The organism is Streptomyces sp. NPDC001530, assembly GCF_042894545.1.
Taxonomy (GTDB): Bacteria; Actinomycetota; Actinomycetes; order Streptomycetales; family Streptomycetaceae; genus Streptomyces.
The window spans coordinates 19,278-32,275 of the sequence record NZ_JBIAVS010000009.1; the positions used below are offsets into that span (position 1 = coordinate 19,278).

The 12,998-nt window shown below is 67.5% G+C and carries 11 protein-coding genes; 4 read left to right on the forward strand and 7 right to left on the reverse strand.

Translation table 11 applies throughout. From position 1 onward, the window contains the following. Positions 1-57: 57 nt before the first annotated feature. Together ACFY0T_RS19330 and ACFY0T_RS19335 are read right to left on the reverse strand one after the other, a co-directional pair. Positions 58-1,254: a macrolide family glycosyltransferase gene (locus ACFY0T_RS19330; protein WP_388871592.1), complete on the reverse strand. Its 1,197-nt coding sequence runs from the start codon at positions 1,252-1,254 to the stop codon at positions 58-60. A gap of 26 nt (positions 1,255-1,280) precedes the next feature. Next, complete coding sequence (locus tag ACFY0T_RS19335) at positions 1,281-2,066, reverse strand: FkbM family methyltransferase (protein WP_388871595.1); 786 nt, start codon at positions 2,064-2,066, stop codon at positions 1,281-1,283. A gap of 241 nt (positions 2,067-2,307) precedes the next feature. On the opposite strand from ACFY0T_RS19335, the gene ACFY0T_RS19340 reads away from it, so the two are divergent. Both ACFY0T_RS19340 and ACFY0T_RS19345 read left to right on the forward strand, forming a co-directional pair. Then, complete coding sequence (locus ACFY0T_RS19340; protein WP_388871598.1) at positions 2,308-3,285, forward strand: Gfo/Idh/MocA family protein; 978 nt, start codon at positions 2,308-2,310, stop codon at positions 3,283-3,285. Continuing rightward, the gene (locus ACFY0T_RS19345) at positions 3,285-4,055 is read left to right on the forward strand and encodes an NAD-dependent epimerase/dehydratase family protein (protein WP_388871601.1); all 771 of its coding nucleotides are present in this window, start codon (positions 3,285-3,287) and stop codon (positions 4,053-4,055) included. The genes ACFY0T_RS19340 and ACFY0T_RS19345 overlap by 1 nt, the downstream gene beginning before the upstream one ends. Before the next feature lie 13 nt (positions 4,056-4,068). Here ACFY0T_RS19345 and ACFY0T_RS19350 read toward each other — a convergent pair whose 3' ends face one another. Genes ACFY0T_RS19350 through ACFY0T_RS19365 form a run of 4 tightly spaced genes read right to left on the reverse strand, consistent with a single transcriptional unit; the run spans position 4,069 to position 8,230 of the window. Beyond that, positions 4,069-5,439 carry an NDP-hexose 2,3-dehydratase family protein gene (locus ACFY0T_RS19350; protein WP_388871604.1) on the reverse strand — a complete coding sequence of 457 codons (1,371 nt, stop codon included), beginning with the start codon at positions 5,437-5,439 and terminating at the stop codon, positions 4,069-4,071. Further along, a complete protein-coding gene (rfbB, locus tag ACFY0T_RS19355) occupies positions 5,436-6,491 on the reverse strand; it encodes a dTDP-glucose 4,6-dehydratase (protein ID WP_388872444.1) in 1,056 nt (351 codons plus the stop codon). The genes ACFY0T_RS19350 and rfbB overlap by 4 nt, the downstream gene beginning before the upstream one ends. Positions 6,492-6,504: 13 nt before the next feature. Further along, positions 6,505-7,371, reverse strand: a complete 867-nt coding sequence (rfbA, locus tag ACFY0T_RS19360) for a glucose-1-phosphate thymidylyltransferase RfbA (protein WP_388871607.1) — start codon at positions 7,369-7,371, stop codon at positions 6,505-6,507. Between the two features lie 28 nt (positions 7,372-7,399). After that, a complete protein-coding gene (locus ACFY0T_RS19365; protein WP_388871610.1) occupies positions 7,400-8,230 on the reverse strand; it encodes a hypothetical protein in 831 nt (276 codons plus the stop codon). A gap of 218 nt (positions 8,231-8,448) precedes the next feature. On the opposite strand from ACFY0T_RS19365, the gene ACFY0T_RS19370 reads away from it, so the two are divergent. After that, a complete protein-coding gene (locus ACFY0T_RS19370) occupies positions 8,449-10,038 on the forward strand; it encodes a methylmalonyl-CoA mutase (protein ID WP_388871613.1) in 1,590 nt (529 codons plus the stop codon). A 112-nt stretch (positions 10,039-10,150) separates the two neighbouring features. Here ACFY0T_RS19370 and ACFY0T_RS19375 read toward each other — a convergent pair whose 3' ends face one another. Beyond that, entirely contained in the window at positions 10,151-11,257 is a 1,107-nt protein-coding gene (locus ACFY0T_RS19375) for a winged helix DNA-binding domain-containing protein (RefSeq protein ID WP_388871616.1), read from the reverse strand. A gap of 146 nt (positions 11,258-11,403) precedes the next feature. On the opposite strand from ACFY0T_RS19375, the gene ACFY0T_RS19380 reads away from it, so the two are divergent. Then, complete coding sequence (locus ACFY0T_RS19380; RefSeq protein ID WP_388871618.1) at positions 11,404-12,630, forward strand: magnesium and cobalt transport protein CorA; 1,227 nt, start codon at positions 11,404-11,406, stop codon at positions 12,628-12,630. Positions 12,631-12,998: the final 368 nt, after the last annotated feature.

Sequence of the window (12,998 nt, forward strand, 5' to 3'; positions counted from 1 at the left end):
GTGAGGCGAGGTGGGGTGGGGTGGGATTCGGCGGGCTTCGGGGCGGCCCGCGGCGGACTAGATGGCGCGGGCCAGGTACTTCTCGATCTCGTCGGCGGCCCGTTGCGTCCCGCCCGCGTTGTGGATGTGGTCACGCATCGCGCGTACGGCTGCGAGCACCGCCTCGTCCTCGGCGAGGCGCGTCACCAGCCGGCGCAGGCCCTCCGGGGTGAGCTCCTCATGACTCAGTACGCCGCCGAGCCCGAGCTCGGTGATCCGCTGGACCTGGAGCTCCACGTCCGAGTTGCACGGGACCGCGACGACGGGCCGGCCGCAGTACAGCGCCTCCATCACGCTGCCCATGCCGCCGTGTGTCACCGCCACCTCGGCGTGCTCCAGCACGGCCAGATGCGGCACCCACCGGTGGACTTCGATGTTCGGCGGCAGCGCACCGAGGTCCGCCGGATCGATACCGTCCCCGACGGTCATCACCACATGCCAGGGGGCACCTGTGAATGCCTCCACACAGGCCCGGAAGAACTCCGGCTGCCCGTTGAACACGGTGCCGAGCGACACCAGGACCACCGGCAGCCCGTCGTCGGAGGGCTTCCACTCGCCGAGGAACGCCCGGTCTCCCAGACAGGGCCCCGTGAAAACGAAGCGCTCGTCGAAGCTCTCGCCCGCGAACTGGAACTCACGCGGCAGGGCGACCAGGTTGAAGGCCTCGATCTCCGCGGAGAACCGCTCGATCGAATCGTCGATGCCCTGCGAGCGCAGCAGGGCGGCGCCCTTCGCCATCGGCACCTCGAAGCCCGGGGGAACCTCGACAGGCTCGTCCGAGTCCGTTTCGATCGTCGGGAACACCGAGAAGACGTCGTTCGAGGCGAAGACGGGTGTCAGCCTGATCGCGGGCACCTTCCACTTCCGCGCGAGGGCCCGCCCCGCGGCGAGGACGAACATGTCGTAGGCGACGACATCCGCGCGCTCCCGCCCGAGGTGCTCCTCCGCGACCTTGATCATGGCGGCGCCCTCGTCGATGAACAGGGACAGGAAGACGTCCGACCCCTCCGTCGCCGCGAGCTCCAGGAGATCGAGCCGCTCGAACTGGGAGTCGTAGACCACCACGGTCGCCCCGGTGGCTTCGACCGCCTCCACCATGCCCGGGCCGGTCACATAGGTGACCTGGTGCCCGCGGTTTATCAATTCATCGACCACCGCCAGATGCGGATACACATGCCCGCGGTCGGGCAGGGCCATGAAGAGGAAATGACTCATTACTTGACCGACTCCTTCAGTCGCTTTCAGCCACGCGTGGCGAAGACCATGAAGATGGTGCCGCCGGAGAACGCGGGCGCCTGCGTCACACGGACTTCGTAGCCGCGCGCGGCGAGGCTGCCGACGATCTTTCCCAGCCGCCCTTCTGTGTCGTGCACCTCCACAAGGAGGCGCCGCACGCGGGGCCACAATTCCTCGTCCAGGCCTTCGAGGACGTCCAGTTCCGCGCGCTCCACGTCAATCTTGAGCAGCCCGACGTTCTTGATGTCGTACTGCTCGAAGGCGCGGGTGAGCGTGGTGACTTCGACCGTCGAGCGCTCGCGCACCCGGTCGTACTGACGGAGCATCGACTTCTGGCCTTCGTCGAACCCGGCATTCGCCATGAATACTTCCATGTTCAGCTCCTCTTCCACGTCGTCCGTGTACATGGTCGACTTGGAGGACATGAACGTGTAGTGGAAGAATTCGCGCTCGCCTTCCTCGGCGCCCACCGCCACCTTCAGCGGAGTTCCGTTCTCCACGTGTTTAGCGAGGTTGCGCTCAAGGCATTCGGCCATGGGTCCGGCCGGTTCAAAAGAGAGAATCCGCACGCCCGGTATGCGCTGCGCGAAAAAAACCGAAGCGAGCCCGATGTGGGCACCGACGTCAAGTATCATCTCGTCCTGAGTGAGACCGTCGACCGCTGCGGCGTAAGGCGAGTCGCCGTCAATCTCCTCCCAGAGCGCAACCGTTTCATAGTGGTTGATGCAGGCGACCTCCGGACCTTCTGGGAGTGCGAACTCAATGATTTCCTGCCCGGCCTCGTTCGCCATCGTCAACTCCTTCAGTCACATGGGACCATGGGGCACTTCAACGTATGACGGTGCGCGATCCTGAATCCATCCCGCGTGCCACAGTCTGGGGTTTTGAGACCTGCCGCCCCTACTCCGGAATAGCGTGCGGAGAAAAAGATAGGGGTAGTAGCGGCTTCGCAGTTACGGCTCGATCCGATAGATGTGTAGTGGTTGAACCGTGCGCGCATCACCGCGCCTTGGCTGCCTTAGGAGTTCCGTCATGCCCCTGCTGAACGTCGGCGTGCTGGGCTGCGCGGCCATCGCGCGGCGCGCCACCCTTCCCGCGCTCGTCGCCGACCCGTCGGTCCGGCTGGTCGCGGTGGCCAGCCGGACCGGGTCGAAGGCCGAAGCCGTCGCCGGTGAGTTCGGCTGCGCCGCGGTCACCGGGTACACCGCACTGCTGGACCGCGCGGACGTGGACGCGGTCTACATCCCGCTGCCCCCCGCCCTCCGCTTCGAGTGGGTCGCGAAGGCCCTGGCCGCCGGGAAGCACGTGCTCGCCGAGAAACCGCTCTGCGTCACCTACGAGGAGGCGAGGCATCTGGTCTCCGCCGCGCGCGGCGCCGGTCTGCTCCTGATGGAGAACTTCGCCTTCCTGAGGCACAGTCAGCATGCGACGGCACGGCGCCTGATCGAGGAGGGGGCCATAGGTGAACCGCGTTCGCTGACCGCCGAGTTCGGATTCCCTCCCCGGCCCGCACCCGACATCCGCTACCAGGCGGAGCTCGGCGGCGGCGCGTTGCTCGACGCCGGCGTCTACACCCTGCGTGCCGCCGGCCTGTACCTGGGATCCGATGTCACGGTCGCCGGCGCGTCCCTGCGCCATGACGCGGCGACCGGAGTGGACCTCGGCGGCGCCGCCCTGCTGCGCTCCCCCGACGGCCGAACCGCTCACGTGTCGTTCGGCTTCGACCGGTCCTACCGGAACATCTGCTCGGTCTGGGGCAGCGAGGGCGGCATCACACTGTCGCGGGCGTTCAGTCCCCCGGCGTCCCACCGTCCCTCGCTGCGCATCGAACGGCAGGACCGCACCGAGGAGATCACCCTCCCCGCGGACGACCAATTCGCCGCCGTGGTCGCCGGATTCGCGTCCACGATCCTGGAGGGTGGGGACATGACCGGCCTCGGGGCGGACATCCTGCGGCAGGCGGCACTCGTGGCAGCGGTCCGCGAGGCGGCCTCGGACGGAGGACGCTGATGGACGTCATCGGAAGGGGTGTCCTGGCCGCGCACCTGTCGGCGATCGCCGCACGGCACGAGAGGGTCGTGGCCCTCGCCGCCGGGGTGTCGAGTACGACGGCGGCCTCGCAGGCGGACTTCGACCGCGAGGCGGAGCTGGTCCGCCGCACCCTGGCGGAGTGTCGCGCCACGCGCCGTGTGGCGGTGCTGTTCTCGACGGCGTCGGAAGCGCTCTACGCGCCGGGCACGGACGGTACGGAGCGTCAGTCGCTCGCGCCCCGATCTCCGTACGGACGCCACAAGCTGGCGATGGAACATCTCGCCCGGACATCCGGCGCTGACTGGCTGGTCCTGCGGCTCGGGCACCTCGTCGGAGAAGGGCAGCGATCGCACCAACTGCTGCCGGCCCTGGTGGAACAAGTCCTCGGCGGGCACGTCCGGGTGCACCGGGGAGCAAGGCGGGATCTGATCGACACCGAGGACGCCGTCGCCGCGCTGGATGCCCTGCTGACCGCGGGAGTCACAGGCGAGGTGGTCAATGTCGTCTCGGGCCTCCCGGTGCCGGTCGAGGGGATCGTCGACCGTATCGAGACACTGCTCGGCACCCACTCGGTCCGCGAACGCGTGGTGGGAGGTCACGGTGCTCCGGGCCCCACCGTGTCGCTCGCGAAACTACGCAGCCTGATCGGAGCGGACCACGCCGCCTTCGACGCCGACTACCCCTGGCGTCTCCTGGACAGGTACGTGCCCCTGCTCGCGGCGACCTCGGCGGCGGGGACGACGCGATGACCGCGTACGCCCCCTAGCGGAACTCCGCGCCGACGACTCCCTGCAGGCAGGCCATCAGGGTGCGGGCCTCGACGTTGACGTAATGGCTGTGTCGCAGCAGAGCGCTCAACTCGGCCAGACCGATCCACCGCTGGCCGGGGGCCACCCGCGGCTCGTGCTCCGGGTCGGTGTCGACGATCAGATACCGGTTGCGGGCGTGGTGGAACCGTCCGCCTTCCTCCGACAGCACCGTGTCGAACAGGATGCGGCCCGCCGGCGCCTCCAGTACCGCGTCCAGGTGGGGCGGCCGGGCCTCCTGCGGCAGGTGTGCGTAGTTGCGGGGGTTGGCCTGCACCGTGGGAGCCAGTTCGAGGATGTCGGTGCTGCCCGGCTCCGTGCGCGTGCTCACGAGTGCCTGGTACTCCTCGGCATGACGCCTGATCAGGAAGGCCGCCACGCCTGTCCCGTGGGGCTGGATCATGGGCTGGGTCCAGCTCGCGACCTCGCGGGTGCCGGCCCGGACGTCCACCGCCATCACGCTGAAGAAGGAGCCGCTCTCGTGGAAGATGAGGTCGTCGCCCCTGTGCCAGCCGCCGATGTACCGCAGCGGTACGCGCCCTGTGACGAGCGACCGGCTGCTGCGCATCTCCGTGATCCAGCTCAGCGTCTCGATGCCCGGCAGTACGGCACCGTCGCCACGCGGGGCGGAAAAGGGATAGGGCAGGCAGCCCATGACGGTACGCGAGTCCATGTTGACCAGATCGTCGACGGACAGGAGCCGGTGCAGCTGGCCGAGAGTCAGCCAGCGGAACCCGTCAAGGACTTCAAAGTCCCCGCTCACCTCCACGACCACGTTCCGATTGCTCTTCCGGTAGAACCACGAACCCTGCTCCGACTGCCGTACGTCGACCATGACGCGGTGCCGCCCCATGTCCTGGAAGAACTCCACGTACGGAACCGAAGCACCCCGGTGAACCCGGGTGAAATTGCTGCGCGTCGCCTGCACGGTGGGCGACAGCTGGAGCCCATTGATGTTTCCCGGCTCCATCTTCGCCTGCATGAGGAAATGCAGCACACCGTCGAACTCCTTGGCCACAAGGCCGAGAATCCCGGTTTCCGGCTGGCAGAGAATCGGCTGCGACCAATGCGCCGTCGGGGAGTCGGGCGCGTGCACCTCAAGTCCCTCGACCGTGAAGAACCGGCCGGAGTCGTGCTGGAGGTTTCCCGTCTCCGCCTGGGTGTGCCAGCCACGCATCTCGTCAAAAGGAATGGGCCGTACACGGGTTGATTCTTCGACGGCGGCGGCGAGCGTCTTGAACCATCGGTGGAAGTCGTCAAGAGAGCTCACGGACGTATCGACCGTGGCCGCGGATCGGGCGATGCGGTCCATCACCGTGCCCGTCACAGGCCACCTCCGAAGCCGGCCCCGGCCGCGCCGACGGCCAGCGCCGAGGTGTCCGGCGCGGCGGATTTCCGTTCCGGAAGCGCCCACTTGCGGGGTTCCCAGATGTCGCGGTTCTCCTGGTACCAGCGGACGGTGTCCGCGAGTCCGTCCTCGAAGGGCACCCGCGGCGCGTACCCGAGCTCGGCGGAGATCTTGCCGGTGTTCACCGAGTAACGCCGGTCATGGCCCTTGCGGTCGGCCACCCACTCGACCATGGACCAGTCCAGCTCCAGCAGATCCAGCAGACGGCCCGTGAGCTCCCGGTTGGACAGCTCGGTGCCGCCCCCGATGTTGTACACCTCTCCGGAGCGTCCGCCCGCGGCGACCAACGCGATCCCCTGACAGTGGTCGTCGACGTGCAGCCAGTCCCGTACGTGCTCGCCGTCGCCGTAGAGCGGGACCTTGCGGCCGTCCATGAGATGGGTGACGAACAGCGGGATGACCTTCTCGGGGAGCTGAAACGGGCCGTAGTTGTTGGAGCACCGCGTGATGCACGTGTGCAGCCCGTGGGTCCGGTGGAACGACCGGACCAGCAGATCCGACGAGGCCTTCGAGGCGGAGTACGGAGAGTTCGGCGCCAGTGACTGTGTCTCGTCCCAGGAACCGGTCTCGATGGAGCCGTAGACCTCGTCCGTCGACACGTGGACGAACTTGCCCACCCCGGCGTCGAGTGCGGCCTGGAGGAGCGTCTGGGTACCGAGGACATTGGTGCGGATGAACTCCTGCGCACCCGCGATGGAGCGGTCCACGTGCGACTCGGCCGCGAAGTGAACCACACAGTCGACACCGCGCATCACGTCCGCCACCAGGGGAGCGTCACAGATGTCGCCGGGAATGACATCCAGCCGCGGATCCCCATGGGCCGAGGACAGGTTCACCATACTTCCCGCATAGGTGAACGCGTCGAGCAGAGTGATTTCAGCATCGGCGAATTGCGGGTACGCCCCGGCTAACATTCTTCGCACGAAGTGAGAGCCGATGAAGCCCGCACCGCCGGTCACCAATACACGCATCATCCACCCTCGATCACTCGCTCGATATTTCCATCAGATATTGACCATAATTCGATCCACCCATATCGAGCCCGAGACCGAAGCAGGTTTCCGCATCGATGAACCCCGACCGGAAAGCTATCTCTTCGAGGCATGCGATACGCACCCCCTGACTCCGCTCCAGGACTCGCACGTACTCCCCCGCCTCGAACAGAGAGTCATGCGTTCCGGTGTCGATCCAGGTGACACCGGAACCGAGGTCGACGAATCGGGCCCGGCCCATCTCAAGATAGACCTTGTTGACGTCCGTAATCTCCCGCTCGCCGCGCTGGGACGGCTGAACGTCTCTGGCTATCTCCACGACGTCGTTGCTGTAGAGATAGAGGCCGGTAATGGCCAGATTCGAGCGCGGCCGCTTCGGCTTCTCCTCGATCGACAACAGATTCCCCGCGGCGTCGACCTCTCCGACACCGTACCGCTCGGGATCCTTCACCGCGGCCCCGAAGAGGGTGCAGCCGTCAATGTTCCGCATGTTGCCCCGCAATATGGACGACATGTCCGGACCATGGAATATATTGTCACCCAGCACCAGCGCGACCGCGTCATCGCCTATGTGTTTCTCGCCGATGAAAAAGGCCTCGGCGATTCCATTGGCGGTCGGCTGCTCCGCGTAGTCAATGTTGATCCCCAGCCTGCTTCCATCACCCAGCAGCACACGGAAGAGTTCCAGGTGATCCGGTGTCGATATCACCAGGATTTCCCTGATACCACCGAGCATGAGCACGGACAGCGGATAGTAGATCATCGGCTTGTTGTAGACGGGTAATATCTGCTTCGACACCGCATGGGTCAGCGGGTGCAGCCGTGTGCCGCTTCCTCCGGCGAGCACGATCCCTTTCATTCCAGCTCCGGTCCATTGCGGGACGCTGTCATCCAGCGATGATCTCTGAAGCGGCACGCGCGACCGCCGGGCTCTTCAGCACATCGGCATGCTCATCCTCGAACGTGATCTCCGTGCGTACGAAGGCCGCTTCCGGCAGCAGCAACGCCGCCCGGGCCCGGTTGAGCCCGCTGTCCGGGCTGGAGGAGCACAGCGCCGTACCCTGCGCCCAGGACGCCGTGATGTTCGCCGATTCGGCGATGGCCAGCGAAAACAGCCGGGCTCCGGCCGTGCCCAGTACGGTCCGTGCGGTGCCGCGCGCGGGGACGTCACGGGTGCGCGCCCCATCGCGAACGCGGCATACGAGCCGGGAGAGCTCGCCGGCCAGCGTCCTCGGGTCGTCGTCATACGCGTCCGACACAGCGGCGCCCGCCCTCCGCAGTTCCTCAAACTCCTCGGCGGTGAGCACCTCGGAAAGGGCGGACAGCATGTCGCAGAACTGGCGGCAGACGGTCTCCGTGTCCACCAATTCCGGGTCGACCAGCAGGACGTGCGGCGCGGTGTGCTGCCAGCGCGCCACCGCCTCCGCCATGACGCCGGCGAAGATCCCGCCGACTCCGTACCCCAGGACCGCGCGAATCCGCCGACCGCTGTCTCGTATTTCGCTGATCCAGGGCTCGGCAAAGGTGATGGCATCCGTCACCGCGGCCTTTTTCACGGGCCGTTCGCGTGCGCACCACACAGCGTGCCGGGTTTCCAGGTGGGACACCAGCTCGCGAAAACCCTCTCCGGATTCCATGGTGACGGGCGTGTCGATCGCCAGTATCAGCTCACCCGAGTCGCCGGCCCGGATTTCTTCCCAAAACCCGAGATCATGCATGCCTCCTCCTGATCCTGCAACACGGGTAGGGACCTTCAATGCCGCTCGCACTCACCCAAGATATGGACGTGCCTCCCGGCCCATAACCCCTACCATCCCCTAACCTCCGGACGAGAGCAGGGGTGAATAAGGGGATTCCGTCAGCCAGTTCGTCCTCAGTACTGTCCTCGCGTCGGGGCGCGACGCAGGACGGCGACAACCGAGGATGTGAACGAGATTTGACGGAGAAACGTCGGTCTTCCGAGTCCGGTCTGCCCATCGAACCGGTGTACGGGCCGGAGACTCTGGAGGGCTGGGACCCGGCCGAGAGGCTGGGCGCGCCGGGTTCGTACCCCTTCACCCGTGGCGTGTACCCGTCGATGTACACGGGCCGTCCGTGGACGATGCGGCAGTACGCCGGGTTCGGCACCGCCGTGGAGTCCAACGCCCGCTACAAGCAGCTGATCGCCAACGGCACGATGGGGCTGTCGGTCGCCTTCGACCTGCCCACCCAGATGGGCCACGACTCGGATGCCGCCATCGCGCACGGCGAGGTCGGCAAGGTCGGCGTGGCGATCGACTCGATCGACGACATGCGGGTGCTGTTCGGCGGGATCCCGCTGGACAAGGTCTCCACATCGATGACGATCAACGCGCCCGCCGCGCTGCTACTCCTTCTCTACCAGCTGGTCGGCGAGGAGCAGGGGGTGCCGGCCGACCAGCTGACGGGCACGATCCAGAACGACGTGCTGAAGGAGTACATCGCGCGCGGGACGTACATCTTCCCGCCGAAGCCCTCCCTGCGCCTGATCGCGGACATCTTCAAGTACTGCAAGGCCGAGATCCCGAAGTGGAACACGATCTCGATCTCCGGCTACCACATGGCGGAGGCGGGTGCCTCGCCCGCGCAGGAGATCGCGTTCACGCTGGCGGACGGCATCGAGTACGTGCGCACGGCCGTCGCGGCCGGCATGGACGTGGACGACTTCGCCCCGCGCCTGTCGTTCTTCTTCGTCGCCCGTACGACGATCCTGGAGGAGGTCGCCAAGTTCCGTGCGGCCAGGCGCATTTGGGCCCGGGTGATGCGGGACGAGTTCGGTGCGAAGAACCCCAAGTCGCTGATGCTGCGCTTCCACACGCAGACGGCGGGCGTGCAGCTGACGGCGCAGCAGCCGGAGGTGAACCTGGTCCGCGTCGCCGTCCAGGGCCTGGCCGCAGTGCTGGGCGGTACGCAGTCCCTGCACACCAACTCCTTCGACGAGGCGATCGCGCTCCCGACGGACAAGAGCGCGCGACTGGCCCTGCGTACGCAGCAGGTCCTCGCCTACGAGACGGACGTGACGGCGACCGTCGACCCCTTCGCGGGCTCGTACGTCATCGAGAAGATGACCGACGACGTGGAGGCCGCCGCCGTCGAACTCATGGCCAAGGTCGAGGACTTGGGCGGCGCGGTCAACGCCATCGAGCACGGCTTCCAGAAGTCCGAGATCGAGCGCAGCGCGTACCGCATCGCCCAGGAGACCGACTCCGCTGAGCGGGTCGTGGTCGGCGTCAACCGCTTCCAGCTCGACGAGGAAGAGCCCTACGAGCCCCTCCGCGTCGACCCGGCCATCGAGGCCCAGCAGACCGAACGGCTGTGCAAACTCCGGGCCTGGCGGGAGCAGTCCCGCGTCGACGACACGCTCGCCTTGGTCAAGAAGGCCGCCAAGGGCACGGACAACGTCCTCTACCCGATGAAGGACGCCCTGGAAGCCAGGGCGACGGTGGGCGAGGTCTGCGACGCGCTGCGGGAGGTGTGGGGGACCTACGTGCCGGGCGAGACGTTCTGACGGACGCGAGCCCGGCGGTGCGAAGGACGGAGAGCCGAGGGGTGCACGACGTCCTCAAGGGCCGTACGACGGCGTCAGGGTCGTACGACGGCCTCAGGGTCGTACGACGGCCTCAGGGTCGTACGACACCGCCGAACCGGATGTCGTAAGCCTCCCCCGGGTGCATGACCTTGAGCATCCGCTCCCCTTCCGCGGTGGCCTCGTCCCGCTGCGTCTTCGTGAGCGTGCCGAAGGTCTCGATGACGAGCGCCCCCGCGTCCAGCTTCCAGACACCGGCCAGGAAACCGTCGACGAGCAGGGTGCGGTACGCCTGGTTGCCCTGCCAGTGGCGCCCCTTGAGGTCGGCGGGCACCACCCGGGTGCGGTCGGCGTGGGACAGGAGCAGGTTGTCGAACTCGGGCAGGAAGCGCGGCGCGGCCGGGGTGTCCGCGTCCGGGCGGGGTGCGTCGGGGAGATCGAAGAGCTCGACACCGTTCTCGTCTCGGAACGTGATCAGCTGGGGCCGGAGCCGCTCGAAGGCCTCGCGCAGCCGGGTCAGGCCCGCCCAGGTCTGCATGTCCTTGACGGAGGCGGGCCCGAAGGCGGCGAGGTAGCGCAGCACGGCCGCGTCGGGTGAGGGTGCCGGCTCGGCCGGGCGGCCCAGCCAGCGCTCGGCGGTGGTGAGCGCGACCTGGCCGCTGCGGCCCCACAGGCCGCGCGGGGTGACCTGGACGAGCGGCAGCTTGCAGCGGGCGGCGACCGAGAGCGCGAACGGGTCGGCGTCCGGCCACTCGGCGAGCAGGGCCTCGCGCAGTTGCTTCATGGTGCGCGGCTCGGCCTCCACCAGCTCACGGCTGATCGCGGCGAGCCGGTCCAGGTCGACGCCGGTGAGCCCCTTGCGGAAGGTGCCCAGCTCCCGGTCGCGTGCGGACTGCACGAGCGGGCGCAGGGTGAGGGCGTCGGCGGCGGTGTGCGTGTGGATGGTGGAGCGCATGGTGACGATGCGGACGACGTCGCGTGCCTCCATGGCCGCCGACAGCTCATCGGGCCGGAACCCTTCGAGGCGGGCCGCGAGGGCGTAGTACGGCGGCTTGACGTTCTGCGCCTGGAGGCCGAGGAGGTGCTCGACGGCGGCCTGCGCGGACAGCGGCGAGCGGCGCAGCAGGAGCTGACGGTCGAGGCTCGCGCGGTTGAGGGCGCGGGTGCCGAGTACGGGGGCCGTCGTGGTCGTCTTCGTCATGCTCCGTACGCTAGCGACGCTTGCGGACACCTTCTGTCCGCAACTCTCACCGGATCCCGAGGCGACGGGGCGCGCTCAGGTCGTTTGCCCCGTATATCCTGCTCCGTGATCACGCAGACGTACGTTCGACACGGGAGGCAGCCGCGATGTCCGAGCGACGCGCCCGCTCAGCCTCGAAGAACACCGGGAACACCGGGAACACCGGGAACACCGAGAATCCTGGCACCGCGGGGAACTCGAAGGCCACCAGGAAATCCGTGTGGCGACGCGCCCTGACCTCACCGGCCGCCGCACCGCCCGCGCAGCCTCCGTCGCCCGGCCCGGACCTGTCGGCGCCGGAACCCGCCGAGGTCGCCAGCGTCGTACAGGCGGCCCTGTACCGCGACGGCGTCCGCGTCTCGACTCCGGCGTCGCTGGCCGACACCTTCCGCGAGCTGCGCGACGAGCCGCACGGCATGGCGTGGATCGGCCTGGCCCGCCCCACGGAAGCCGAACTCCTCTCCCTGGCCGCTGAGTTCGACCTGCACCCGCTCGCCGTCGAGGACGCGATGGAGGCGCACCAGCGTCCGAAGCTGGAGCGCTACGGCGACACGCTCTTCGTGGTGCTGCGCGCCGCGCGCTATCTGGACGCGCCGGAGGAGGTCGACTTCGGCGAGCTGCATGTGTTCGTGGGCCCGGACTTCGTGATCACGGTCCGGCACGGCGCGGCGCCGGACCTCTCGGCGGTGCGCCGTCGCATGGAGGACAGCCCGGAGCTGCTGAAGCTTGGCCCCGAGGCCGTCCTCTACGCGATCCTCGACGCCGTCGTCGACGGCTACGTCCCGGTCGTCTCGGGCGTCCAGATCGACATCGACGAGATCGAGACCGAGGTCTTCCGCGGCGACCCCGAGGTCTCCCGCCGCATCTACGAACTCTCCCGGGAGATGGTGGAGTTCCAGCGCGCCACCCGCCCGCTGGTCGGCATGCTGCACGGCCTGATGGCCGGTTTCGCCAAGTACGGCACCGACGAGGAACTCCAGCGCTACCTCCGCGACGTCGCCGACCACGTCACCCACACCAGCGAACGCGTCGACGGCTTCCGCCAGGCCCTCACCGACATCCTCACCGTCAACGCGACGCTGGTGACCCAGCAGCAGAACGCCGAGATGCGCGCGTTGGCGGAGGCGGGCTTCGAACAGAACGAGGAGATCAAGAAGATCTCGTCGTGGGCGGCAATTCTCTTTGCTCCGACGCTCGTTGGAACGATCTACGGCATGAACTTCGAGCACATGCCCGAGTTGGGCTGGAGCTTCGGGTACCCCTTCGCGATCGGCTTGATGGGGGTGGTTTGCGTGAGTCTGTACGTGATTTTCAAGCGGCGGGACTGGCTCTAGGATCCTGACGTGACGCTCAGTACCCGTTCACACTTTGCTCGCGCACCCCTTGCAAATCCAGCCAGGAACGGCCGTGGGGAGTCCCTGGGGAGAAGTGATGCGGGCGATCTCCTCGCCCTGCCTCCAACGAGCCCCTGACCAGGTCTTTTGCGCGTCGGCGGCCGCTGGGGAGAATCCGGGGAGAAACGAACGGCAGCCCGCGCTTTGAGCTTTCGGCAACTGGCCCGCATGGCTTCTTGTTCGGCACCCCCGCGCGACGTCGCCGCCGCTGCGGCACATCACAGACAGTGACAATTTTTCGGACGACGACCCTGTGAAGTCCACCTTCGATGTCGGCCGGACTGTAGTGCTGGAGGGCTTTCCTTCGG